Raw genomic sequence first — 23,311 nt, 5'->3', positions numbered from 1 at the left:
TACGAGCACGCCCGAGCGCGTGCACTACGCGTAGAGCACACCTCACACCTTCCGGGTGAAACCCGGCGGCATCGGGTGTTTTTCACCCGGAAGGTGGCTTCTGAGGTGCGCGCATCGTGCGTAGAGTGCAGGGCATGAAGCATCACCCCAGGGAGGAAAGGATCAATCATGACGGGAATCAAGACGGGACGCACCGCCACCGCTACCACGGAGAGGACGAGGGCTTCCATGCCGCTGACGCGCCGGCAGTTCGCCCAGGCGCTGACGGGCGGTTTGGCCACGATGGCGCTGGGCAGCCTGTTCGGCTGCGCGCCGCAGCAGGCCGCGGCGGCCGAGGCGCACGAGACGGTGGACTTCGACGTGGTGGTTCTGGGCGGCGGCGGTGCCGGCGTGACGGCGGCGGGCCAGGCTGCGGCCGCCGGCGCGAAAACCGTGCTGCTGGAGAAGATGGCGTGGCTGGCCGGTTCCAGCTCGCTGGCCATCGGCACGTTCTACGGCGCGGGCACGCAGCTGCAGAAAGCCGCGGGCATCGAAGACGATCCGTCCGGGCTGCTCGACTACTTCCTGTCGCGCGGCGGCGACAAGCTGGACTACGACGTGCAGAAGTTCTGCGCCGAGCACTTCGGCGAAACCATCGACTGGTTGACAGGCGAGCTGGGCGTGCTCTTCAAGGAGACCGTGTCGAAGAAGGGCAAGGACCCGGTGCCGCGCGGCCACAACTGCGCCAACAACGCCATGGACGCGCTGCGCGCCGTCACGGCGTACGCCCAGGAGCACGGCGCCGAGTTCCACTTCGGCACCACGGTGGAATCGCTCGTGGTCGATGACGGCGGCGCGGTGACCGGCGTGCTCGCAAAGCGTGGGAACGGCTCGACGGTGCTCTACAACGCGAAGAACGCGATCGTGTCCACGGGCGGGTTCTGCCGCAACGTCGAGATGATCGACGAGTACTGCCCCGACTATTCGGGCGTGTACACCGAGGTGGGCGTCGGCTGCACGGGCGAGGGGCTGCAGATGGGCCTCGACATCGGCGCGGACTACGTGGGCCACGGCGGCACGAACGGCATCCTCGCCTGTCCCGTGGAGCCGGGCCAGTCGAAGCTCATCAGCAACAAGGCGCTGTGGATCAACTCCAAGGGCGAGCGCTTCGCCAACGAGGCCGGCCAGACGCACGACATCTACTACGACGTGGCGCACTTCGACGATCAGAAGTTTTTCGCGGTGTACGACCAGGCCATGGTGGACGCGCTTGACGAGGATCTGCGCAGCAAGCTCGACTTCGGCTTGGAGCAGGGCATGTTCGCGAAGGCCGACACGGTGGCCGAGGCGGCGGCAGCGCTCGGCATCGATGGCGCTGCGGCGCAGACGGCGCTCGACGCGTACAACGAGCTGGCCGCGTCCGGCGAGGACACCCAGTTCAAGAAGAAGGCCGAGAACCTCGTCCCGCTCGCGGAGGCTCCCTTCTACGTGCTGACGATGGGCGTGTGCACGCACGGCAGCTTCGGCGGCTATCGCGTGAACACCGAGTTCCAGGTGCTCGACACCGACGGTCAGCCCATCCCGCACCTGTACGCGGCCGGCGAAGTGTGCTGCGGCACGTTCATCTACGACGACTACCCGGCGGGCGGGTGTGGTCTGAACTGGTCCTACACCTCCGGCCGCTTCTCGGGCGCCAACGCGGCCAAGGCGGCGCTCGCGTAAGGTTTTCTGCTGGCCCGATTCTCCCTGGACAAGCGAAGGCCCGCCGATCGGCGGGCCTTCGCGGTGCTGCTGGATGGCGCTGCGTGCGCGGTCGCGCTTACAGCGAGTCGATGTACTCCACGAGGCTGCCCACGGTGTCGAGGCCCTCGGGTTCGCCGAAGTCCACGTCGCAGGCCTCTTCGAGGTCGCAGATCAGCTCCACCATGTCGAGCGAGTCGATGCCCAGCGAGTCGAACGTCGAGCTTTCCTCGACGGTGCTCGGGTCGATGTCGAGGTTCTCCTCGAGGATGGTCTTGATGGTGTCGATGGTTGCCATGCCGCTCCTATCGTCTGGTTTCGGTGGCACCCATTGTATCGGACAACGCGCGAAGAGTTAACCGACGGGCAGGAGTTCGGTAATCTCCACAAAGGTGCACACGGCAAGCTGCTCGTCGGCATCCTTCAGCTTCCCGATGACGGATTCGTCTTCCACGAGGGTCGCTTTCACCACCGAGCCCTGGTGGCGCAGCTCCTTCGTCTCGGCCGTCGGGTTCGGCACGTCGAAGGCGATCATGCCGATCTTCGCCCGCTCGAAGTTCGCCTTCGTCTGGTTTTCGGCCCAGGCGAACGCGACGTACGTTCCGTCGATCATGGCTGCGGGCACGAAGATGGCGATGTTCGGCGTGCCGTCCTCGTTCGAGGTGGAGACGACGCATTCGGTCTGGTACGCCATGACGGCGTCTTGCAGCTGCGTTTCGGTGAAGGTGGTGTACTTGTTCGTGGCCAAGCTCGCGGAGGATACCGCGTCGACCCACTCGTGCACTTCGCCTGCGCTCGCACCCGCCTCTTGCTGCGGCGCTTCGGCGGCGGCGCTTTGCTGCTGCGGCGCGCATCCCGACAGGCCCGCGCCCGCCATGATGCCGAGAGCGCCCGTTGCCGCGATACCCTGAATGAACGAGCGTCGGTTGAGCTGCTTGCCCTGAGATTGTTCTTCCATGGTTCATCCCTTCTGACAGAGGGGCGCGCATCCGCTCGCCCCGTACCCTTGCTTTCTGGATTCTGCCTCGAAGACGGCGGTTCACCTTGCCGCCTTTTGCGGTATTTCGCCCCGTTTCGTCTCTGCCCTGTTTTGCGGTATTTTTCGTTTTGGCCGTTTGAGGCGCGAGATGTGCGGGGCATCGGGGCCGTTCAACGGTTAGAATACGGAGGTACTTGACGCGAGAGGGGATCATGCAAGACAGCCGCTACACAACGCAGGCAGCAGACTACCGCCGGTTCTTCGTCAACGGTCGGACGCTGGCGCTTGCGCTGGGATACGGGCTGTTCCGGGGCGCCAATTCCCTGCTGTACTCTTCGGCGCTCGCTTCGGTTCCCACGTCCACGCTGTTCATCGCCGACATGTCGTTCTCCATGACAACCGCGCTGTCGTCGCTGCTGTGCGCGCTCGCGGTGATGGCGCTTGCGTGGAAGGGCCTCATTCTCGGCTTCCGCCTGCCCGTGGTGCTGCCGGCACTGCTGCTGCTCCTGGTTGCCGCCCCCGCCGTGGCTCCTTGGATCGCCCCCGGCTCATCGGGGGTGTTCGTGCTCCTGGCGCTGACGTACGGCGTTGCATCGACGTGCTTGAACCTCTCGTGGCTTGAGGTGGTGGCCCATCAGACGCCGGCGCGGATCGCGGGCATCCTAGCGCTGGGCATGCTGGTGAAAAGCGTGATCACGTTGGCGTGCGGCAGCCTCATGGGCGTGCCGTTCGTCGTCGCGGTGGGCGTGCTGCTCGTCGGCGCGGTCGCGTTGCTGCTGCGCGCGAGGGGCCGCGCGTGGCTCGATTCCTCCGAAGACGACGCGGCGCCCGCGACGTTCAAGGCGTATCGCCAGGGCGCGATGGGAATCGCCGACGCGTTGGTGGTCTCGATCGTCCTCGAGGCGACGGTGAGCATCCTCAACGGGTTCTTCCTCGGCGTCGCCACCGACGGGTCGGGCATCATCTCCGCCGTCGGGGCCATTTCGGCGGCGCTCGTGTTCTGCTTCGTCGTGGTCGTCGTCGCCCGCGCGGTGGACGTGGAGCGGCTGTACCGCTATCTGTTCCCGATACTGCTGGCGCTGGTGGTGCTGCTGCCGCTCACGCTGGGAAGCTGGGCTTCGCAAGCGCTCCAGGGCCTGCTGGTGCTCGTGTACGAGTTCATCTCGTTCAGCGCGCTGTACTTCATCCTGTGCCAGATACAGTGGAAGAAGCTCAAGACGTACGTGCTGTTCGCGTTCGCCACGGCGTGCATCCGCCTGTCGCAGCTGCTGTTCGGCATGGCGGGCTATTGGCTGGGAGGAGCGTCGGGCAGCGAGGCCGAGGGTTTGTACTGGATCGTCACCATCGCGGCGGTGTACGGGCTTTCCATGCTGCTGCTGTACCTGACGCGGCGGCGACCGTCGACCGACGAGAAGCGCGTGATCGTGGTCACCGAGGAGGATCGTTTCGCGGCGCGCGCCGAAGAGCTGGCGGCCGAATACCGCATCACGGCGCGCGAGTCGGAGATCATGCTGCAGCTTGCGCGGGGCCGCTCGGCCGCGTTCATCGCCGACGAGCTGGTGTGCTCGCCCGCGACGGTGCGCACGCACATGAAGAACATCTACGCGAAGCTCGGCGTGCATTCGAAGCAGGAGCTCATCGACCTGTTCGCCGACTGAGGGCGGCGCGCACGGCAAAGGAAAACGCCGGCGATGTGGAATCCGCCGGCGTTCGTTCGTGCGAGGTTGAGGAGGCGAAACCGCTTACTCCTCCGCCTGCTTCAGCAGGCCGTATCCGCCGTCGTCGCGACGGTACAGCACGTTCACGAGGCCGCTGTCGCGGTCGGTGTAGGCGAAGAAGTCGTGGCCCAAGAGGTCGATCTTCACGAGCGCTTCCTCCTCGGTCAGCGGCTCGAACTCGATCGTCTTCACGCGCACCACTTCGTCGTCGGACAGTTCCTGCATGAGCCCGTCAACGTCCAGCTCGCCGGCGGCGGAAGGCTCGATGCGGATGGTCTCGTCGGCGGCGCGCAGCTTGCGGTCGACCACCTTCGTCTTGTACTTGCGCAGCTGGCGGACGACCTTGGCGGCGGCCACGTCGATGGCGGCGTACATATCCTCTTCGTGTTCTTCGACGCGAATGATGTGGCCCTTCGTGCGCAGCGTGACTTCGCAGACGGCAGGGCGAGGATTGGCGGGGTTCTTCTCAACGAACAGCACGATTTCGGCTACGAGCGGATCGATGTCCATGACCTTCATGGAATTGCCGATCTTCTCCTCGGCGTACTCGCGCAGCGCGTCGGTTACAGGCATTTTGCGTCCGGTGACGGTAATGCTCATAGCGATCACCTCTTACCTCGTGGCGAATAAAAAAACAGCTCGGTCGTTGTCATCGCACCTGGTCATACGAGCGAATGGGTGATATGCCCTCCACGCGAATCCCAAGCCGACTCCTAACGCCTAAGCTGATGAGTACAGAATAGCGCAATTCATGATATTTTGGCCGGGCATTTTACTTTGTTGTGAAATCGATCTAAAAACGGGTAACAATCGAGCGGACGCACCAGGTAATTGGGGGATAATACGGCAAACGACGAAGCCGAAAGGGCGACATGACCGAACAGAATCAAGACGGAGCGCAGCGCATTTTCATCAACGAAGTGCAACGTCATCAGGCACGATACAGGAAACTCATCCAATTCACCCACTCGTCGACGAAGGCGGCCGGCGTCATGCTGCTGGCGGCCGTCGTGGCGCTCATCGTGGCGAACACGGGCGCGTACGAGGCGTTCTTGGAGTTCTGGCACACCGAGGCGGGCTTCTTCTTCGGCGATGCGTTCGCGGGCATGTCGCTGGCGCACGTGATCAACGATATCTTCATGGCCGTGTTCTTCCTGCTGGTGGGCTTGGAAGTGAAATACGAGCTGACGGTGGGCGAGCTGACGAACATCCGCCAGGCGCTGCTGCCCATCATGGCTGCCATCGGCGGCGTGCTGGCCCCCATCGGCATCTACCTGGTGTTCAACGCGACGAACCCCGAAACCGCCCAAGGTTGGGGCGTTCCCACCGCCACCGATATCGCGTTCGCGCTGGGCATCCTCGCCCTGCTGGGCAACCGCGTCCCCAGCGGCGTGCGCGTGTTCCTCAGCACGCTGGCCGTGGCCGACGACATCATCGCCATCCTGGTCATCGCCATCTTCTACGGCCACAGCCCGTCGATGTTCTGGCTGGCCATGGCCGCCGTCGTGCTGGTGGTGCTCGTGCTGATGAACCGCAACCACATCTACTCGCTCGTGCCGTACCTGCTGGTGGGCGCCGTGCTGTGGTACTGCGTGTTCATGTCGGGCGTGCACTCCACCATCGCGGGCGTGCTGCTGGCGTTCGTCATCCCCTCGGGGTCGCGCGTGAATCTTAAGAGCTTCATTACCTGGTCGGGCGACAAGGTGCGCGAGGCGCGCGATGCGTTCCAGCCTGAAACGCCGGTTATCGCGCAGGGCGACTACATCAAGACCGTGACGGCCCTCAGCCGCGTGGCGGGCCAGGTGGTGCCGCCGGCGACGCGTCTCGAGCACAAGCTGTACCCGTGGGTGTACTTCGGCATCCTGCCGCTGTTCGCGTTGACGAACGCCGACGTCAGCTTCATCGGCATGGACGTGGGCGCCATGCTCGCCGACCCGGTGCTGTACGGCGTCATGCTGGGCCTGCTGCTGGGCAAGCCGCTGGGCATCATGCTCATGAGCTTCATCATCGTGAAGAGCAAGCTGGCCTCGCTGCCCGAGAACGTGAACTGGTTCCATATGCTGGGCGCCAGCATCCTGGGCGGCGTGGGCTTCACGATGGCCATCTTCGTGGCGAACCTCGCGTTCACCGACGAGATGCACATCGCCACGGCGAAGCTGGCCATCCTGGCGGCGTCGCTGATCGCAGGCGTGCTGGGCTTCGTGTTCCTGCTGCTGCAGGCGAAGGCGGCGCAGAAGCGCGGGGTGGCGTACCTGTCGGCCAGCGGCGACGACGTGACGCGCCAGACGGCGGGCAGCGAAGCGGCGCGCGAGTCTGAGGAGCTGCTGCGCGAAATCGAGGACCCCGAGCTCAAGAGCGAGCTCGAAGAGGCGAAGAAGCGCGGCGGCGTGTTCGAGATCGTCGTCGACCTGGGACCGACGGGCCTGCTGGGCGGCGGCTCCATCGGCGATGTGCGCGAAGCGGTGCGCAACGAGGTGGTGCGCGTGCTCAAGGAGGAGGGCAAGGACGAGCTGCTGGAGCAGATGCAGAAGGACTTCGACGACGAGGGCAAGCCGCCGCTGCTCAGCGTGGAGGAGGCCCTGCTGCGCGAAGGCGGCGAGGAAGCACGCCAGCGCGCGCTGCGCCGCGAGGGCGAGGACGCGACGGGCATGTCGGGCGGAGCTGGCGACGCGGGCGTCCCCGGCGATTCCGACCCCGCAGGCAAACGGTGATCGCGCCGTTGCGCTATACTTTTTAGTTGACGATGGGAACTGCGTTGCGAAGGAGCGATATGGAAGCTGCCGCTATCGTGTTGGCCGCGGGTGCGGGCACCCGGATGAAGTCCAAGAAGCCGAAGGTGGCTCACGAAGTGCTGGGCAAGCCGCTCGTTCGCTGGGTGGTGGACGCCGCGCGCGACGCGGGCGTCGAGCGGGTGGTGTCCGTGGTCGGGCACGCGCGCGAGCAGGTGGAGCCGCTCGTCGCCGACACGCAGACGGTGGTGCAGGCGGAGCAGAACGGCACGGCGGGCGCCGTGGCCGTGTGCAAGGACGCGCTGGCCGACTTCGACGGCTCGCTCGTGGTGCTGTCGGGCGACTGCCCCCTTATCACGTCCGAGACTATCGCGCGCCTCGTCGCCGTGCGCGAGGAGGCGGACGCTGCTGTGGTGGTGCTCACGATGGAGCTGGACGACCCGTTCGGCTACGGGCGCATCGTGCGCGACGAGCAGGGCGCGGTGGCGCGCATCGTGGAGCAGAAGGACGCCGCGCCCGAGGAAGCCGCCATCTGCGAGTGCAACTCCGGGTTCTACTGTTTCGACGCCCGCGCGCTGTTCGCGGCGCTCGAGCAGGTGAGCAACGACAACGCCCAGGGCGAGTTCTACCTGACCGACGTGCTTGAGATCTGCCGTAACGCCGGCCGTCCAGTGCTGGCGCTCGTCTGCGAGGACCCTGCCGAGTGCCTCGGGGTGAACTCGCGCATCCAGTTGGCCGAGGCCACGAAGTTCGCGCAGCGACGCATCAACCGCGCGCATATGGCCGCCGGCGTGACCATGGTGGACCCCGAGCTCGTGTGGATCGGGCCCGACGTGACCATCGCGCAGGACGTGGAGCTGCTGCCGAACGTCATGCTCATGGGCGAAACGAGCATCGGCGAGGACAGCGTCATCGGCCCCGATTCGCGCCTGACCGACACCGCGGTGGGACGAGGCTGCGTCGTGGACGAGACGGTGGCCGTGGAGGCGCAGGTGGACGACGGCGCCACGTGCGGCCCGCGCGCGTACCTGCGTCCGGCGGCGCACCTGTGCGAGGGCGCGAAGGCCGGCACCCACGTGGAGATCAAGAAGTCCACGGTGGGGAAGGGCTCGAAGGTGCCGCATCTGTCCTACATCGGCGACACCACCATCGGCGAGGACGTGAACATCGGCGCCGGCTCCATCACCTGCAACTACGATGGCAAGAAGAAGCATGCCACCACTATCGGCGACGGCGCGTTCGTCGGCAGCGACACCATGATGGTGGCCCCGGTGAGCATCGGCGCGGGTGCCATCATCGGCGCGGGCTCGTGCATTACGAAAGACGTCGCGCCCGACGCCCTGGCCCTCACGCGCCCCGAGCAGCGCGAGATCCCCGGCTGGGCCGCCAAGAAGCGCAGTCAACAAGAATAGCATTGTCCCAATGGGGACAGTCCCCATTGGGACATCTACGCCATATCGGCTTGCAGCAGCGTGAGCGCGTCGCTGGGCGTGAGCGCGGCCACGGGGGCGTGCTTGATGAGCAGCTCGTCGCTGGTGATCAGGTACGTCGCGTTCGACCGTTGCGCCGCAGCGACGATCAGGTTGTCCTCGAGGTCGTTGTGGAGGTTGCAGAGGCCGCATGCCGTCCACAAGTCCGACTCGTCTGATCCTACGGCGGTGGCCTGTTCCCGCATGTTGCCCACGCATCCCCAAGCGATTTCGGTCGCTGCCGCCGCATCGCGTTCGGTGAGCCTGCCGTTCTCGTTGCACATGTCTCGCTTGAAGGCGTTCGCGGTCAGGTAGAACACGTCCTTGACGATGGCGGTGGGGTACAGCAGCGGATAGCCGTGCTCATGCGCGAATAGCATGAAGGACATCGCTGCGGCATGCGCTGGACGGTTGGCAAGAAAGTAGTCGAGCCAGATGTTCGTGTCGACCAGGAGGGAAGTTTGCTGGCTAGGCATCGAGGCCCCGTTCCCGAAGGCGCTCGAGCAGGGCGTAGTCGCGCATCTCTTCGTACGATGCGTTCATCGTCCAGTCGGAAGGCTTGATTCCGTGCCGCTCGTACGCATCGGCGACGATGTTCGCACCCCTGATCGTGATTTCCCGCCTCCGCGCGCGCTCCTCTTCAGCTTCTCGTTTCTCCGCTTCGTCTTCTGCGTCGAACAGGTTTTGTATGGCGCGCGGGTTGTGCGCGTTCTTCGCGGCGTAGTCCCACAGCTTGCGAACCGCCTGCGACGGCGAGTAACCGGCGCGCTCCAGCGCCGCATCGCCGCGCTCCTTGAGCGAGCGGCTGATGCGCGTGTTCATCTGCACCATATCCGTCGTCATCGCGTACCTCCTCATTCGTTGCTATACGTATAGTATAGCATGGGTGCTCGTTTGGGGCTCGTCTGCAGTTGGGGCTTTGGCGAAGAGCACCGGAGGGGCGATTCCGATTCCCGGGTTCCTCGGATGCGGTTCGATGTGTTGCAAAATCGGGCTTTTGGCAATTCGGAGACGATCGGAGGCGCTGCTCCGCAGTCGCGAAAATTGGTGACCTGGGGTTTTGTCCGAAAGAATCCCAAAAGGGAGTGCGGAGGCTGCCAAAAACCCGATTTCGCCACCTATAGCACTGCTGTTTCGAACACTTCGAACTGATGGGGAGCTTCGAGCGCATCGACGAACCGAGCTGCTGAAAGCATCCGTGCGACAATCCTCTCGGCGCGGGATTGGTGCGGAGCCTGTGAGCGACTCGTCGCGGGGATTGGTGCGGAACCTGTGAGCGAGACTGCGATACCCCCAGCTCAGCGCCATCGGTCATCCATTATTGGTGGCGTTTTCGCACCCTCGTTCACCCATAAATATCCGGGCTCATCGCGTTTTTTCACGAACAACGGACGTTTCCCCTCCGCTCGCCCGGCCGTAAGGTGAAGCTGCTCGAAGTCAGACGAGACGAGCAGAAACGGGGGAACCATGAGCAACGACACGCAGGCCGCGGCCACATCCGCATCTACAGCCGCGTCGGCCGCCGACGAGGCCGCCGCAACCGTCGACGCCATCGTCAAGCGACTCAACGCCAATCGCGCCAACACGCTGGCGCTGTGCGCCGTGCTGTCCGTGTGCGAGCAGCGCATGCCCTATCGCGATGCCGAGGCGCTCATCGACGAGCGGCCCGAACTGAGCCTCAGTACGCAGAACGCCCACGCGCTGCTGCGCATCATGGTGGACTGCGGCGGCGTGGATGCCGTCGAGGTTCCCGAGCCCGCGTACGCGCCGGGCGAGGAGAAGCAGGATCGGCCCATCGACTACACCGTGCAAACGACCGCAGCCGGCCTCGCCGCGCTCGCGCAATTCGAGCCCACGAGGCGGTTCGGTGAAACCCTGCGCGACGAACCTGCGGCCTACGCGCAAACGTACGCCACCGTGCTCGCCCTCTGCGAGGGCGGCGCGACGAAGGCCGCCATCGAGCGAGCGCTCGAAGGCGACCCCGCGCTCAGCGACCCCAAGCAGGTGTATCCCAGCTATTTCATCTCCAAATTGGAGACCGTAGGCGGTCTTGCATGGGACGGCTCGTGGAAGACGACGGATGCCGGCCGGCAGATGCTGGCCATGGTCGGGTAAAGCGCTGCCCGACCGCCCCGGCTCCGCCCGCGCGCGAGCGTCCCATTTGAGATAACCCCAAGCACCATCAGCAAAGACGAGATACAAGGAGGAGGGAACATGACACAGCCTACCATCACGCGACGCAGTTTCGTGAAGTCGGCGGCGGCGCTCGGCGCTGCATGCGGCCTGGGCGTCGCCGTGAGCGACGACCTCGTGCACGTCGACCCGGCACATGCCGATACGGGCGGCGACGTGAAGATCGTGAAGACGGCCTGTCGCGCCTGCATCGCAAGCTGCGCCGTGCTGGCGCATGTGAAGAACGGTCGCGTCATCAAGATCGAGGGCAATCCTGAAAGCCCCATGAGCCAAGGCGGCCTGTGCGCGAAGGGCATGGCCGGCATCCAGGCGCTGTACCATCCCAACCGCAACAAGTACCCCATGCGGCGCGTGGGCGAGCGCGGTCAGAACCAGTGGGAGCGCATCACCTGGGACGAGGCCATCACCGAGATCGCCGAGAAGCTCATCGAGATCGACGAGAAGTACGGCTCGGAATGCGTGGCCGTGTCCACCGGCGGTGGCGGCAACCCGCACTTCAGCAACGTGAAGCGCTTCGGCGAGGCCGTCAACACGCCCAACGTGTGGGAGCCCGGCTGCGCGCAGTGCTACCTGCCGCGCATGGGCGCCTCGCAGCTGTCGAACGGCATGGGCAAGCCGAACAACCTCTCGTTCGCCGACTCCAACGGCTGGGACTACTACTTCACCGACTCGCCGGTCGACTCCCTCGTGCTGTGGGGCACCGACCCGTCGAACAGCTCGGTTGCCACGGGCGGCCGCGCGTTGGCCGAGCTGCGCGCCCGCGAGCAGGGCTTGAAGACCGTGGTCATCGACCCGCGCATGACGATGGACGCCGCCAAAGCCGAAGTGTGGCTGCCCATCCGCCCCGGCACCGATGCCGCGCTGCTCATGGCGTGGACGAAGTGGATCATCGACAACGAGAAGTACGACGAGGACTTCTGCACGAACTGGACCAACATGCCCTATATCGTGAACCCCGAGACGCGCCTGACCCTCAAGCCCACCGAATGCGGCCTCGAGGGCACCGACAAGGACTACGTCATCTGGGATCCGGCCGAGGGCAAGCCCGTCGTGTTGGAGTACCCCATGAACGAAGGCGTCACCCCGCCGCTGTTCGGCACGTACGAGATCGACGGCAAGCAGTATCCCACGGGCGGCCAGCTGCTCAAGGAGAGCGTGGACGAGTTCACGCTGGCGAAAGCCGCCGAGATCTGCTGGCTCGACGAGGGTCAGATCGAGAAGGCGCTGGAAATCTACACGTCGGGCCAGTCCGGTATCATGCAGGGCGTGCCCATCGACCAGTACGAGCAGTCGCAGCAGTGCGCGCTCGGCGCCCTCAACCTCGAGTACCTCATGGGCAACGTGCAGAAGCCCGGGGCCATGCTGCAAAGCTTCAAGCCCTGCCCGGCCCGCGACCAGATTCCCAACACGCCGCGCTTCCTCAAGAAGGAGAAGATGCTCAAGCGGCTGGGCGTGCAGGAGCACAAGGGCCTGCTCGACTGGGACATGGCGTTCATCCCCGCGGTGTTCAAGGCCATGAAGGACGGCGATCCCTACCAGATCCACGCGTGGTTCGAGCGCTCCGGCAACAAGCACGTGGTGCTGGGCAATGCAACGTGCCTCGACGAGATCGTGCCGAACCTCGACTTCGTCTGCCACATCTTCATGTACCCGACGGCGTTTTCCGTGCTGTGCGCCGACATGCTGCTCCCCTCCGCGGAATGGCTGGAAACCAACCTGGTCATCCCGCAGCTCAACGCCATCGTCATACGCCAGGCGGTCACCCACCTGTTCGAGACGGTGGAGGAAGGCCTCATCTGGACGCAGATCGTGCAGAAGATGGCCGAGATGGGCAACGTGCATGCGCAGGAGGCCTTCACGGCCGAGGGCACGAACGGCATCCCGATGTACAAGAACGAGTACGAGAAGCAGAAGCTGCACCTCAACAACCTGAAGATGAGCTGGGAGGAAGCGGCCGAGAAGGGCGTGTTCGAGTGGTGCACCGAAGAGGAGTACCGCACGTACTACGGCTATAAGGCGGTTGACGAGGCCACCGGCAAAGCCAAGGGCTTCGGGACGCCTTCCAAGAAGTGCGAGGTGTACTGCGAGTCCAATACCATCCTGGGCCGCACGGGCTTCCCCTGGTCGCAGTGCTTCGAGGAGAAGAACCTGGTGCTGGAGCCGGCGTCGAAGGACTACGAGCCGCTGTGCTACTACAAGGAGCCGGCCGAAAGCCCGCTCACGGACACCGAGTACCCGCTGGTGCTGACCGAGGGCCGTCTGCCCATGTACCACCACGGCACGCTACGCAACATCCCGTATCTGCGCGAGATCTACCCCGTGCCCGAGATGTGGATCCATCCCGACGACGCGGCGACCTACGGCGTGGAGGACGGCCAGTGGTGCACCATCGCCAGCCGCCGCGGCGAGACGCACGGCAAGGCGCGCGTTACCACGGCCATCGCCAAGGGCGTCATCTACCAGGAGCGCTTCTGGGCGCCCGAGCTGCTGGACACCGACCCCGAGCGCGCTTACCGCGTGATGAACATCAACGTGCTGACCAAGAACGACGAGCCGTACAACCCCGAGTACGGCACCTATACCCTGCGCGGCTTCCAGGTGAAGGTCACGCCTGACGCCGCTGCTCCGGAAGGCGTGTGGACCGAGCCCGAGCAGTTCGAGCCCTGGATGCCGCAGCCGAGCGATCCTACCGAGGAGGTGTTCGATTATGGCGCATAACTGCATCGTGGTGAACCTCGATCGCTGCACGGGCTGCTATTCCTGCGAGATCACGTGCAAGATGGAGAACGACATCGCCCTGGGCGAGCATTGGAACAAGATGCTGCAGCGCGGGCCCTTCGGCGACTACCCGAACATGACGCGCTACCCGCTGCCCACCATGTGCCAGCAGTGCGCCGATGCCCCGTGCGTGCACGTGTGCCCCACCGGCGCCAGCTACCGCGATGGCAACAACGTGGTGCTCATCGACCGCGAGAAGTGCATCGGCTGCAAGTACTGCATGATGGCCTGCCCCTACGGCGTGCGCGATTGGAACAAGGCGTCCAAGACGGTGGAGAAGTGCACGCTGTGCGGCCACCTGACGGCGAACGGCGAGCTTCCCGCGTGCGTGAAGAGCTGCAGCGCCGGCGCCCGTTTCTACGGCGACTTGGACGATCCGAACTCCGACGTGTCCAAGGAGCTGGCGAAGTACGATGCGGCGGACATCCACGAGCTGCCGAACGTGGGCAACAACCCCTGCACGAAGTACATCATGACCAGCATGCACGGCGAGTGGATGGAAGGGGCTGAGTAGCATGGACATCCAATGGTCCCTCGTTCTGTTCACGGCGATCGCCAGCTGCGGCACATGGGTGTCGGTCGGCGTGGCCGTTGACGAGCTGCGTGGATTGACGCAGCGCACCAACCTGGTGGCTTCCGTTCTGGCGCTCGTGCTGGCCGTCGTGGGCGGCATCGCGTCGGTCACGCACCTGTCGCACCCCGACCGCATCATGGCCGTGCTGAGCCATCCCACGGCGGGCATCTTCCTGGAAGCGCTGCTCATCGGTCTGTTCATCGCGGCGGTGGCCGTGTACGTGATCCTGCTGAAGCGCGATGCGTCGGCCGGAGCCCGCAAAGCGGTTGCCGTGCTGGCCGCCGTCATCGGCATCGTGTTCAGCTTCGCCAGCGGCTACTCCTACATGATGGAGGCGCGCACCACGTGGAACACCATCACGCTGCCGTTGGGCTATCTGGGCTTCGGCGCGGCGAGCGGCTTGAGCCTGTACCTGCTGCTGGTCGCCTGCAAGAAAGAGAGCGCCGAGGCCGTGAAGCTGGCCGGCTTGGAAACCGTGATCGGCGGCGTTCTGGCGCTCGTGTCCGGTTTGGCCTTCGGCTTCGCGTCCGGCGCGGCGACGGGCGATGCCGCGGCCATCTTCTGGGTCGCACTCGTGTGCGGCGGTCTCGCGCCCCTCGTGTGCGGATGGCTGGCGCGCAGCAAGCCCGCGTCGGCCGTGACCATGGCGACCGTCGCGTTCGCCGGCGGCATCATCGGATCCATCGCGTTCCGCGCCGTCATGTGGATGGTGGGCACCGCGGTGGCCAACTACTTCGGCATCGTCCTGTAGACGATGCCGGCGGGGAAGGGGCCGTCCTGCGCGCGTGCGGAGGACGGCCCCCGACCGGGCCGCTCGATCAAGCCATACGCAACCCCCCCCCCCCTCCCCTCATGCGTATGGCTCGATCGGTCGACAACGGAACCGGTAACCAACGGGGAATGCAAGGAGAGCACCATGGAACAGCATGATCGCGAAGAGCTTGCCGAGGTGAACGCCGCGCGCAAGGGCTTTTACGAATTCCTGGCAAGCATGTACAAGCTGGAACTGACCGACGAGCAGATAGGGACGCTGACGAAGCAGGACCTGCCGACGGATGCCGAGTACGTGGGCGCGGGATACGCGACGGTGAAGGAGTACCTGCGCCATCGCGATTCGGGCACGCGCCAGGAGCTTGCCGTGGACTACGCGCGCGTGTTCTTGTGCGCGGGCATGTACGAGCAGCTGATGGCGCCGCCGTACGAGTCGGTGTACACGAGCGAGGAGCACCTGCTCATGCAGGATGCGCGCGATTCCGCGGTGGCGTTCTACCTGGGCGAGGAGCTGGGCCTGCCGGCCGACAACACCACGCCGGAGGATCATCTGTCGTTCGAGTTCCAGTTCATGGCGAAGCTGATCGAGCGCGCGGGCGCGGCGCTCGATGCTGGCGACGAGGCGCGCTACGCCGAGCTGTGCGCGAAGCAACGCGCGTTCTTCGACGAGCACCTGGCCAACTGGGTGCCGCGTTTGTGCGCTGACGTGCGCGCGTACGCGCAAACCGCGTTCTATCGGGGCGTCGCCGACATCACCGAGGGCTTTCTGCAGTTGGAAGACCAGATGATCGGCCAGAGCGCCCAGGCGGCGTAAGCCATGGCCGCGTACACGCGACGGGCGTTCGCAGGGTTCTGCGGCGCAGCGGCCGTATTCGCCGCGTTCGGCGGGGCGGTGAAGGCGGCCGACGGCGCGTCCGAAACCGCGCTCGTGCGGCCGCCGGGGGCGCAGGACGAGCTGCATCTGCTGGCCTCGTGCGTGAAGTGCGACCGCTGCCGCAGCGTGTGCCACACCGGGGTGATCGGCGTGGCGGAGGTTGGCGACGGCTTTCTACGCGCCCGCACGCCCAAGCTGAACTTCCATCGGGGAAGCTGCGACTTCTGCGGCGACTGCCAGCGCGTATGCCCCACGGGAGCCATCGGGGCGTTCGACCCGGAGGCCGACAAGATGGGCATGGCGGTGGTGCAGAAGGACCGCTGCGTGGCCTACTACCAGGGGTGCGTCGAGTGCCAGAAGGCCTGCCCGTTCGAGGCGATCGCGCTTGATGGAGACGGCCATCCCGTGGTGGACGCCGACCGATGCAACGGCTGCGGCGTGTGCGAGGACGTGTGCCCGGCGCTTGTGTACCGCAGCTTCTCGGGCGGCACGCGGCGCGGCATCGTGGTGGTGAGTCCCAGCGCGTACGCGCGACTGGGGAAGACGGTGGTGGAGGACGAGAGCGAGATGAGCGCGTGATGAAACGGAACTCCAAACTGCTGCGCACGCTGTCCGTCTTGGCGGTGATTGCGCTCGTGTGCCTGGGGCTGGCCCTGCACACCGGTACGGGCACGCCGTCGGCCTGGGGCATCTACGACATCGCGGCCATCTGTCCGCTCGGCGCGGCGGAGGCGGCGCTGGCCAGCAAGACCGTGGTGCCGCCGATGCTCATCGCGCTGGCCATCGGTATTGCGCTGGTGGTGCTGTTCGGCCGTGCGTTCTGCGCCTGGGGCTGCCCGATCCCCCTGCTGAGGCGTATCTTCGGCTTGAAGGAGCCGAAGCGCAAGCGTCGTGCGTCCGATGCGCTCGACGTGCCCGCCGCCCAGCGCGGCGGCGCGGCCGATTCGCGCAACTGGGTGCTGGGCGGCGCGCTGCTGTCCACGGCGGTGTTCGGGTTCCCGGTGTTCTGTCTCATCTGCCCGGTGGGCCTCACGTTCGCCACGCTCATCGCGGTGTGGCGCTTGTTCCAGTTCAACGAGGTGGCCCTGTCGTTGCTGGTGTTTCCGGCCATGCTCGCCCTGGAGGTGCTGGTGCTGCGCAAGTGGTGCAGCCGCTTCTGCCCGCTGGGCGCGCTGTTGTCGCTGGTGTCGCGGCTGAACAAGACGTTTCGTCCCGTCAGCAACGAGGCGACGTGTTTGCGCTCGTCCAAAGGCGAGCCCTGCCATCAGTGCGCCGACGTGTGTCCCGAGGGCATCGACCTGCACGACGCATCCGGCTCGGCGCCGATGCACGAGTGCACGAAATGCCGTGCGTGCGCCGACGCATGCCCGATGCATGCCATCTCGTTTCCGTTTCTTCCGAAACGCGTCGGCGAGGACGGCGACGGGGTCGAAGCGGGGGAGGACGAGCGGGTGTTAGAATAGGCCTTTGCGGTACGGGGAGCGCGGGCTGTTGCGAGGCCGCGTAAAGGGGAGGAACATGATGCGTGAGATGAAGGCTGGCGAAGAGCGGGATCGCGCGCGGTTTTCGGCGACGCGGCTGCTCGAGGACCTGGACGAGCAGTGGCCCAGCATGAAGTTCCTGGGCTTCGGAGCTTATTACGCGTGGATTTTCCTCAGCTACAACAGCGACGTGCTGTTCGGCTGGTCGGGGGCTTCCGTCGGGGGCAACGCCATGTCGGTGATGTACCTGGCTTCCACGACGGCGCTGGGCCTCGTGCTCATCGTGGCCGGGGCGTTCCAGAAGGTCACGGCGCGCATCGTGGAGTCGCGGCTGTCGGTGACGGTGCTGGCGGGAATGGCGACGCTGGCCACGCTGGTGGTGGCCTGGTCGGCGCCTGCCCAGGCCGGCGAGGCGCTGTACGTGGCGGGTTGCTCGCTCACCGGGGTGGGCACCGCGTTCGTCGCCTTGCGCCTGGGTTCGGTGTACAGCACGGTGGGCGCGCGCCAAGCTTTCATGTACACGGCGGGGTCGTTCATCTTCGCGGGCATGCTGTACTTCGTCTGCATCGGGCTGCCCCAGCCGGTGGGGCTGCTGATGGCGGCCAGCTTGCCGCTTCTGGCGGTGGTGTTCACCATGGCCGCGGTGCGCGCGCCGAGCGAGCCGGCGGAGGACGTCGTTCCCGTGCGCGAGCTTCCGCGCGGCTACTTCATCCGCCTCGTGGTGGCGGTGTCGGTGTTCTCGGTGATCGCGGGCGTGATCAAGGGGTTCATGGCGCTGCAGCAGCCGCTGTCGGCGGCCACGGACCAGGGCGTGATCATCGTGTTTGCCACGGCGTGCGCGGCCGTGCTGCTGTTCGTGCTGGTGGGGCTGCTGGTGCGCGAGTTCGACATCAGCCAGCTGTACTATCCCATCATCATCCTCACGTGTTTGGGCAACCTCGTGGTGCCGTTGTTCGGCGGCCTGGGCGTCATCCAGGGCGAGCTTGTGAGCATCGCGTACAACCTGTTCATCCTCATGGTGTGGTGCCTGCTGGCCAACGTGGCGAACCGCACCGACCTGTCGTACGTGCGCGTGTTCGGGTGGGGCCGCGGCGCGTCGGCGGCGGGCACCACCGTGGGCTGGTTCGCCGGGGCGTCGCTGGCGCCCGTGCTGGTGGAGAACCCCAGCAACATGGTGGCGCTTGCCATGGGCATGGTGTTCGTGCTGCTGGTGGTGTCGATGGTCATCCTCAACGAGCGCACCATCGGCATGGCGCTCAGGAAGACTCGCAACGCCCAGACCGACCAGGGAACGGGCGATTTCTTCCCTAACGGCAGGGGGCCGGAGAGCGCTGGGGGCGCCAGCGACGGCGACCGCGCGCCGCGCGAGGGCGCCTGGACGAAAAGCTGCAACGCGCTGGCCGAGCAGGCGGGCCTGTCGCTGCGCGAGCGCGACGTGCTGTTCCTGCTGGGGAAGGGCTACACCATCGAGTACATCGCAGGCGAGCTGGGCATCTCGTTCAACACGGCGAAAAGCCACATCCGCAACGTCTATGCGAAGGCGGGCGTGCATTCCAAGCAGGAGCTGCAAAGCCTCATCGAAGACGGGAAGATCGTGCGCTGAGCGTTCTCCGTCCGGAGTTGGGCGCTTGCCTCTTGTCAGACCTTGCGGTCAATCTGCGAAGATGCCGAAGTTCACCCTGTGCGTGCGCGACGCGTGCGGATACAATAGTGCCGATGAGACAGGGGGCGACGGCTGCGCGGTGCGGCGGCCCTGAGGGTGAAGCGAAGGAGCGCGCACATGACGGAAGTGCAGAAGAGCATGGCCTTGTTCTCGGGGTCGGTCAACCCCGAGCTTGCCGAGGAGATCGCGAAGGATCTGAACGTGTCGCTCGGCAACGTCAAGCTTGAGAAGTTCGCCAACGGCGAGATCTACGCGCGCTACCAGGAAAGCGTGCGCGGTGCGGACGTGTTCCTCGTCCAGTCGGTGTGCAGCGGCGCGGGCTACGACGTGAACGACGCGCTCATGGAGTTGCTCATCATGGTGGACGCCGCCAAGCGCGCTTCGGCCCGCTCGGTGTCGGCGGTGGTGGCTCATTACGGCTACGCGCGCCAGGATCGCAAGGCCGCCCCGCGCGAGCCTATCACCGCCAAGCTCGTGGCCGATCTCATGGCCGCGTCGGGCGTGGACAACGTCATCACCATCGACCTGCACCAGGATGCCATCCAGGGCTTCTTCGACCTGCCGGTGAACCATATGACGGCCATGCCCATCTTCGTCGACTACTTCCAGAGCATGGGGCTGGACAAGGACAAGCTGTGCGTCGTGTCGCCCGACGTGGGCCGCGCGAAGGCCGCGAAGAAGTTCTCCACCATGCTGGATTGCGACATCGCCATCATGCACAAGGATCGTCCGAAGCACAACCAGGCCGAGATCACGGCGCTCATCGGCGACGTGCACGGCAAGGTGTGCATCCTGAACGACGACATGATCGACACGGCCGGCTCGCTGGTTGCCGCCGCCACCACGCTGAAGGCGAAAGGCGCCGAGAAAGTGTACGCGTGCGCGACGCACGGCCTGTTTAGCGGCCCGGCGTACGAGCGCATTGCGAACTCGTCCATCGAGGAAGTGGTGGTGACGAACGCTGTGCCCGTGCCGCTGGAGCGCCAGACCGGCAAGGTGAAGGTGCTGTCCGTGGGCCCGCTGTTCGCGAAGACCATCAGCAACGTCTACAACAACGGCTCCGTCGCCTCGCTGTTCGAGTAGGGGTCCGATGTTTTTGATCGTTGGCCTGGGAAATCCGGGCGAGGAGTACGAGCATACGCGGCACAACGCCGGGTTCGACGCCGTGGACCTGATCGCCGAGGAGGTGGGCGCGCGCTACTGGAAGACGGAGTGTGGCGCGCTGACCGCGAAGGGCGCGTATCGCGACCACGACCTGGTGCTGGCCAAGCCGCAAAGCTACATGAACACGTCGGGCGGCCCGGTGAAGCAGCTGATGAACGCGTACGGCGTGGATGCCGAGCACCTGATCGTCGTGCATGACGAGCTGGACATCGACCCCGGTACCGTGCGCGTGAAGTTCGGCGGCGGGCACGCGGGGCACAACGGCCTGCGTGCCATCTGCGACAAGCTGGGCACGCGCGACTGGCATCGCGTGCGCGTGGGCATCGGGCGCCCGCCGGGACGCATGCCCGTGGTGGACTGGGTGCTGTCGAAGCCGAAGAAGGACGCGGCCGACGACTTCGTCCAAGCCACCGACCGCGGCGCACAGGCAGCGTTGTCCCTGGTGCAGGTAGGGTTGGAGAAGACCCAGCAAGCGTTCAACTAGCGCGCACCCGTCGAAAGTGGCGGGTGCGTTTTCATTTCACCGTTACGAGTAATTCCACGAGGACGATGACGGTGAGGAATAGCAGCAAACCGCCGATGGCGCGCGCCTGCTGTTTGTCGGCTCCGGTGCGTTTCTCGAGGTCGCTCGTTCCGGGATGGAAGTTCACGAGCGAGAGGCCCTTGCCCGTGATCAGCATGTACAAGGCTGGCGTGAGTAGGGAGAGCGCCACGACGAGGCAGACGATCCCTCCGATGAGCGAGCCCATGTTCTCTGGCATCGAGAAGCCTCCCAGCTGGAAGGCGGCGAAGACGTAGGCGGCGTCGAGGCAATCAATGATCGCAAGGCAGATGGAGAAGACGGGAAACATGCTGGTGACGGGGCCGTCTACGACGAGCCAGTCCTCCCGCCCCGTTTCTCGTTGATGTTCGACCACGGCGTATACCGCCACGAGGACGAACGCGATGACGGTGATGATGCCGGCGGCAACGAACAGCTCGCCTTTCGATCCCCATCGATCCGGGCCGCTTGCTCCGTAGTGCAGGGGGACGCTATCCGGCAGAAACGGCTGGGCGAGCGCGGTCAGCACAACCGGCAGGATGGCCAGCACAGCCAGCAGCGCAACGCGTCCGCGGCTCATGCGGTAGGCGGGCGCGACGGCTACCTCGTCGATGTCGGGCTCGCATGGTTCGTTTCGGTCGGTCTCGTTTTCCGCCATGCGCGCTCCCCTTCTCTGTAGCCTAGCAATACTAAATATAGCTGAACTGGTATTATCATGCAAGGTGGCTAAGATGTCGGCGCGCGCCAAAGCAGCGGCGTAATTGCGTGGGAGGACGCCCTCGTTGGCTGTCCCCAAATGGCAAGCTGTGGCAATTTTGGAGGCGGTTTCGGACGGGTTGGGTCGAATGCCCGGGCGGATGCACGACGTAAGGCCAGGTCGCGTGGAACCTGAAACGAGTTCGCTCGGGCTGACTTTGCCATGGCTGCCAATTTGGGGACAGCGTTTGGCGCCCGTGCCTGCTGCTTGTTTGAGTTTTGGCGCTATGCGCTTTGGTGTCCATTGCGCATGTCGAGCTCCGCGATCTCTTTCTGAACTTGGTCGATGAAAGCTTGTCGATTGTGGACATCGAATTTGCGGTAGATATGCGTGATATGCGTTTTGACGGTGCCATCGGACAAGCAGAATACCTCGCAAATATAAGGACGGCTTCTGCCTTGAGCCAAAAGGAGGAATACCTCGCTTTCGCGGGAGGAAAGATTGTGCCGCTTCGCGATTTCCAGATGGTATTTCGTCAGGGTTTCGCTGACGCGTTGCTCTATCGAGGCTTCGTTGCGCTCTGTTGGCTCGCTTGCGCTTGTCGAACGATCGCCTTGAAGCTCCGCTACGCCTTCGCAAGATGACAAAGAGAACGAGCGCTCGATTTCCATGGGGCGCGTGCTCATGGGACGTATGGCGACTACCATCACGAGGAAGATGGCTACGGCCATCAGGATTCTGATATCGACATGAGCTTCCTGAACGAGGAACAGCCATGGTACAGCGACTAAGCCGAAAGCTGAATCGCTTATTCCTTGGAACAACCAGGCCGGCGCCGATGTCGAGCGGATGGCGGTGATGATCATGGTTCCCGAGAGCAGGTGCCCGAACAACTCTACGGTCAGGTAGAGCCAGTCGAACACGGGATCTGCGATCCGTGCGAAAACGTACTCATTCTGAAGAACGTAGATGAGAAAGCCTCCGGCTAGGACAAGGAACGCAGGCTGGTATCGAACAAGCATCTGATTATTGCTGTTGCGAAGCAGGGTGAGGTATGCGCAAGCAGTCAAAGCGAGGGCGACTGTGAGGTAGCCTGCCGGAGTTGAGACGGGCGATCCCAAATGGTTGCTTCCCCAGAGTCCAAGATGGCTGGTGCCTCTCAGAGCCGCCAGTATCAACGATACGGCTACTAGCAGAAACACGAGGTCGTACATACCTCTTTTCGTCAAAAGTGGGCGAGAGCGGTATGCTTCGAGATAGCGTGATGTGCCGAAGCGCTTGAGCGCCTCCAGGCACACGAAGGAGACCCAAGGCAGAATCGAAGCCAAAACCACTTGTGCCGACGAGGTCAGAGCCGTGCTTAACTCCGAGCCGACGATCGTTTTGAGAATCAAGCTCGCTGATAAGGCTCCTATTGCCATGACGAGGCGTTTCGTTTTTGCGAGTTCGCAATATATGAGCAAAGTCGTCGCGTAGTATCCGGCGCCGCAGCAGACGAGTCCCAGAAGCGCGATGATCTCCGACGGCAGCGCCGTTTGCAGGTAGGCGAAGCCGTATAGTCCTGTTCCAAGGAAAGCGGCTGTCGGAGCCACCTTTGTCAGCACCTGCGTTTTTCTTTGTGGAGCTCTCGCTAAAAGCACGGATCCTATGGCACAGAGGGTGAATCCTGCGAGAAAGAAAAGACGGGCATTTCCCAGCTGTTGAATAATCGACGAAGACGGTGCGAATCCGAATCCGTGCCCCAAGAGGTCGGCCCATACTATCACGGCAGTCAATCCGATCGAAGATATGACGGAGACGGCTGCATCCGAACGAACAGCTTCGTCATCGAGCGAATAGGGCATGACGTTCTTCATGGGTGCCTTTCTGCATTCCAGAGAGATTTGGAAGCCTGATTTCATTCGAACGACCAACCGTTGACCGTTTATCGCGTCGCGTCCGATTCAGGCCTTACGCTAGCG

At 64.6% G+C, this 23,311-nt stretch carries 21 protein-coding genes; 14 read left to right on the top strand and 7 right to left on the bottom strand.

Features of this window, described 5'->3' with window-relative positions; translation table 11 throughout:
- Positions 1 to 168 precede the first annotated feature (168 nt).
- On the top strand, positions 169 to 1,701 hold the full coding sequence (locus tag ELEN_RS13910; protein ID WP_009609399.1) for an FAD-dependent oxidoreductase: 1,533 nt from the start codon (positions 169 to 171) through the stop codon (positions 1,699 to 1,701).
- A gap of 97 nt (positions 1,702 to 1,798) precedes the next feature.
- Here ELEN_RS13910 and ELEN_RS13905 read toward each other — a convergent pair whose 3' ends face one another.
- Positions 1,799 to 2,017 (bottom strand): acyl carrier protein, encoded by a 219-nt coding sequence (locus ELEN_RS13905; RefSeq protein WP_009609420.1) that lies wholly within the window; start codon positions 2,015 to 2,017, stop codon positions 1,799 to 1,801.
- Positions 2,018 to 2,074: 57 nt separating this feature from the next.
- Positions 2,075 to 2,677 carry a Tat pathway signal protein gene (locus tag ELEN_RS13900; RefSeq protein ID WP_009609440.1) on the bottom strand — a complete coding sequence of 201 codons (603 nt, stop codon included), beginning with the start codon at positions 2,675 to 2,677 and terminating at the stop codon, positions 2,075 to 2,077.
- 233 nt (positions 2,678 to 2,910) lie between these two features.
- Between ELEN_RS13900 and ELEN_RS13895 the strand changes: the two genes are divergently transcribed.
- Positions 2,911 to 4,356 carry a response regulator transcription factor gene (locus tag ELEN_RS13895; protein ID WP_015761404.1) on the top strand — a complete coding sequence of 482 codons (1,446 nt, stop codon included), beginning with the start codon at positions 2,911 to 2,913 and terminating at the stop codon, positions 4,354 to 4,356.
- Between the two features lie 84 nt (positions 4,357 to 4,440).
- On the opposite strand, the gene hpf is transcribed toward ELEN_RS13895, so the two are convergent.
- Positions 4,441 to 5,016, bottom strand: coding sequence for a ribosome hibernation-promoting factor, HPF/YfiA family (gene hpf, locus ELEN_RS13890; protein WP_015761403.1), 576 nt, complete (start codon positions 5,014 to 5,016; stop codon positions 4,441 to 4,443).
- Positions 5,017 to 5,288: 272 nt separating this feature from the next.
- On the opposite strand from hpf, the gene nhaA reads away from it, so the two are divergent.
- Together nhaA and glmU are read left to right on the top strand one after the other, a co-directional pair.
- Positions 5,289 to 7,127 (top strand): Na+/H+ antiporter NhaA, encoded by a 1,839-nt coding sequence (gene nhaA, locus ELEN_RS13885; protein ID WP_015761402.1) that lies wholly within the window; start codon positions 5,289 to 5,291, stop codon positions 7,125 to 7,127.
- Between the two features lie 59 nt (positions 7,128 to 7,186).
- Positions 7,187 to 8,557: a bifunctional UDP-N-acetylglucosamine diphosphorylase/glucosamine-1-phosphate N-acetyltransferase GlmU gene (glmU, locus tag ELEN_RS13880; RefSeq protein ID WP_015761401.1), complete on the top strand. Its 1,371-nt coding sequence runs from the start codon at positions 7,187 to 7,189 to the stop codon at positions 8,555 to 8,557.
- A 35-nt stretch (positions 8,558 to 8,592) separates the two neighbouring features.
- On the opposite strand, the gene ELEN_RS13875 is transcribed toward glmU, so the two are convergent.
- Positions 8,593 to 9,090, bottom strand: a complete 498-nt coding sequence (locus ELEN_RS13875; RefSeq protein ID WP_015761400.1) for a type II toxin-antitoxin system VapC family toxin — start codon at positions 9,088 to 9,090, stop codon at positions 8,593 to 8,595.
- A complete protein-coding gene (locus tag ELEN_RS13870) occupies positions 9,083 to 9,457 on the bottom strand; it encodes a type II toxin-antitoxin system RelB/DinJ family antitoxin (RefSeq protein ID WP_015761399.1) in 375 nt (124 codons plus the stop codon). Before ELEN_RS13870 ends, ELEN_RS13875 begins: the two co-directional genes overlap by 8 nt.
- Before the next feature lie 624 nt (positions 9,458 to 10,081).
- Here ELEN_RS13870 and ELEN_RS13865 point away from each other — a divergent pair.
- The 10 genes from ELEN_RS13865 (at position 10,082) to pth (ending at position 20,596) form a co-directional block, all read left to right on the top strand.
- On the top strand, positions 10,082 to 10,729 hold the full coding sequence (locus tag ELEN_RS13865) for a hypothetical protein (RefSeq protein WP_015761398.1): 648 nt from the start codon (positions 10,082 to 10,084) through the stop codon (positions 10,727 to 10,729).
- 99 nt (positions 10,730 to 10,828) lie between these two features.
- A complete protein-coding gene (locus tag ELEN_RS13860) occupies positions 10,829 to 13,525 on the top strand; it encodes a molybdopterin-containing oxidoreductase family protein (RefSeq protein ID WP_015761397.1) in 2,697 nt (898 codons plus the stop codon).
- On the top strand, positions 13,515 to 14,099 hold the full coding sequence (locus ELEN_RS13855; RefSeq protein ID WP_009306881.1) for a 4Fe-4S dicluster domain-containing protein: 585 nt from the start codon (positions 13,515 to 13,517) through the stop codon (positions 14,097 to 14,099). The genes ELEN_RS13860 and ELEN_RS13855 overlap by 11 nt, the downstream gene beginning before the upstream one ends.
- 1 nt (position 14,100) lies before the next feature.
- Positions 14,101 to 14,910 carry a dimethyl sulfoxide reductase anchor subunit family protein gene (locus ELEN_RS13850; RefSeq protein ID WP_009306880.1) on the top strand — a complete coding sequence of 270 codons (810 nt, stop codon included), beginning with the start codon at positions 14,101 to 14,103 and terminating at the stop codon, positions 14,908 to 14,910.
- Between the two features lie 165 nt (positions 14,911 to 15,075).
- Positions 15,076 to 15,744: a TorD/DmsD family molecular chaperone gene (locus ELEN_RS13845; RefSeq protein ID WP_009306879.1), complete on the top strand. Its 669-nt coding sequence runs from the start codon at positions 15,076 to 15,078 to the stop codon at positions 15,742 to 15,744.
- 3 nt (positions 15,745 to 15,747) lie between these two features.
- Entirely contained in the window at positions 15,748 to 16,383 is a 636-nt protein-coding gene (locus ELEN_RS13840; protein ID WP_009306878.1) for a 4Fe-4S dicluster domain-containing protein, read from the top strand.
- Entirely contained in the window at positions 16,383 to 17,267 is an 885-nt protein-coding gene (locus tag ELEN_RS13835) for a 4Fe-4S binding protein (protein WP_009306877.1), read from the top strand. Before ELEN_RS13840 ends, ELEN_RS13835 begins: the two co-directional genes overlap by 1 nt.
- Before the next feature lie 55 nt (positions 17,268 to 17,322).
- Complete coding sequence (locus ELEN_RS13830; RefSeq protein WP_229033353.1) at positions 17,323 to 18,888, top strand: helix-turn-helix transcriptional regulator; 1,566 nt, start codon at positions 17,323 to 17,325, stop codon at positions 18,886 to 18,888.
- Positions 18,889 to 19,065: 177 nt separating this feature from the next.
- Positions 19,066 to 20,031: a ribose-phosphate diphosphokinase gene (locus tag ELEN_RS13825; RefSeq protein ID WP_015761395.1), complete on the top strand. Its 966-nt coding sequence runs from the start codon at positions 19,066 to 19,068 to the stop codon at positions 20,029 to 20,031.
- A 7-nt stretch (positions 20,032 to 20,038) separates the two neighbouring features.
- On the top strand, positions 20,039 to 20,596 hold the full coding sequence (gene pth / locus ELEN_RS13820; RefSeq protein WP_015761394.1) for an aminoacyl-tRNA hydrolase: 558 nt from the start codon (positions 20,039 to 20,041) through the stop codon (positions 20,594 to 20,596).
- Positions 20,597 to 20,627: 31 nt separating this feature from the next.
- Here pth and ELEN_RS13815 read toward each other — a convergent pair whose 3' ends face one another.
- Together ELEN_RS13815 and ELEN_RS13810 are read right to left on the bottom strand one after the other, a co-directional pair.
- A complete protein-coding gene (locus ELEN_RS13815; RefSeq protein WP_015761393.1) occupies positions 20,628 to 21,311 on the bottom strand; it encodes a DUF1648 domain-containing protein in 684 nt (227 codons plus the stop codon).
- A gap of 323 nt (positions 21,312 to 21,634) precedes the next feature.
- The gene (locus tag ELEN_RS13810) at positions 21,635 to 23,206 is read right to left on the bottom strand and encodes a helix-turn-helix transcriptional regulator (RefSeq protein WP_015761392.1); all 1,572 of its coding nucleotides are present in this window, start codon (positions 23,204 to 23,206) and stop codon (positions 21,635 to 21,637) included.
- Positions 23,207 to 23,311 lie beyond the last annotated feature (105 nt).

Origin of the sequence: Eggerthella lenta DSM 2243 (assembly GCF_000024265.1) — a bacterium.
Taxonomy (GTDB): Bacteria; Actinomycetota; Coriobacteriia; order Coriobacteriales; family Eggerthellaceae; genus Eggerthella; species Eggerthella lenta.
This window is presented reverse-complemented; position numbering and strand designations above follow the sequence as displayed.

Excerpts from the sequence above, each read along its gene's own strand:
- ELEN_RS13910 (WP_009609399.1), top strand. The coding sequence starts at position 169 with ATGACGGGAATCAAGACGGGACGCACCGCCACCGCTACCACGGAGAGG.
- ELEN_RS13905 (WP_009609420.1), bottom strand. The coding sequence starts at position 2,017 with ATGGCAACCATCGACACCATCAAGACCATCCTCGAGGAGAACCTCGAC.
- ELEN_RS13900 (WP_009609440.1), bottom strand. The coding sequence starts at position 2,677 with ATGGAAGAACAATCTCAGGGCAAGCAGCTCAACCGACGCTCGTTCATT.
- ELEN_RS13895 (WP_015761404.1), top strand. The coding sequence starts at position 2,911 with ATGCAAGACAGCCGCTACACAACGCAGGCAGCAGACTACCGCCGGTTC.
- hpf (WP_015761403.1), bottom strand. The coding sequence starts at position 5,016 with ATGAGCATTACCGTCACCGGACGCAAAATGCCTGTAACCGACGCGCTG.
- nhaA (WP_015761402.1), top strand. The coding sequence starts at position 5,289 with ATGACCGAACAGAATCAAGACGGAGCGCAGCGCATTTTCATCAACGAA.
- glmU (WP_015761401.1), top strand. The coding sequence starts at position 7,187 with ATGGAAGCTGCCGCTATCGTGTTGGCCGCGGGTGCGGGCACCCGGATG.
- ELEN_RS13875 (WP_015761400.1), bottom strand. The coding sequence starts at position 9,090 with ATGCCTAGCCAGCAAACTTCCCTCCTGGTCGACACGAACATCTGGCTC.
- ELEN_RS13870 (WP_015761399.1), bottom strand. The coding sequence starts at position 9,457 with ATGACGACGGATATGGTGCAGATGAACACGCGCATCAGCCGCTCGCTC.
- ELEN_RS13865 (WP_015761398.1), top strand. The coding sequence starts at position 10,082 with ATGAGCAACGACACGCAGGCCGCGGCCACATCCGCATCTACAGCCGCG.
- ELEN_RS13860 (WP_015761397.1), top strand. The coding sequence starts at position 10,829 with ATGACACAGCCTACCATCACGCGACGCAGTTTCGTGAAGTCGGCGGCG.
- ELEN_RS13855 (WP_009306881.1), top strand. The coding sequence starts at position 13,515 with ATGGCGCATAACTGCATCGTGGTGAACCTCGATCGCTGCACGGGCTGC.
- ELEN_RS13850 (WP_009306880.1), top strand. The coding sequence starts at position 14,101 with ATGGACATCCAATGGTCCCTCGTTCTGTTCACGGCGATCGCCAGCTGC.
- ELEN_RS13845 (WP_009306879.1), top strand. The coding sequence starts at position 15,076 with ATGGAACAGCATGATCGCGAAGAGCTTGCCGAGGTGAACGCCGCGCGC.
- ELEN_RS13840 (WP_009306878.1), top strand. The coding sequence starts at position 15,748 with ATGGCCGCGTACACGCGACGGGCGTTCGCAGGGTTCTGCGGCGCAGCG.
- ELEN_RS13835 (WP_009306877.1), top strand. The coding sequence starts at position 16,383 with ATGAAACGGAACTCCAAACTGCTGCGCACGCTGTCCGTCTTGGCGGTG.
- ELEN_RS13830 (WP_229033353.1), top strand. The coding sequence starts at position 17,323 with ATGATGCGTGAGATGAAGGCTGGCGAAGAGCGGGATCGCGCGCGGTTT.
- ELEN_RS13825 (WP_015761395.1), top strand. The coding sequence starts at position 19,066 with ATGACGGAAGTGCAGAAGAGCATGGCCTTGTTCTCGGGGTCGGTCAAC.
- pth (WP_015761394.1), top strand. The coding sequence starts at position 20,039 with ATGTTTTTGATCGTTGGCCTGGGAAATCCGGGCGAGGAGTACGAGCAT.
- ELEN_RS13815 (WP_015761393.1), bottom strand. The coding sequence starts at position 21,311 with ATGGCGGAAAACGAGACCGACCGAAACGAACCATGCGAGCCCGACATC.
- ELEN_RS13810 (WP_015761392.1), bottom strand. The coding sequence starts at position 23,206 with ATGAAGAACGTCATGCCCTATTCGCTCGATGACGAAGCTGTTCGTTCG.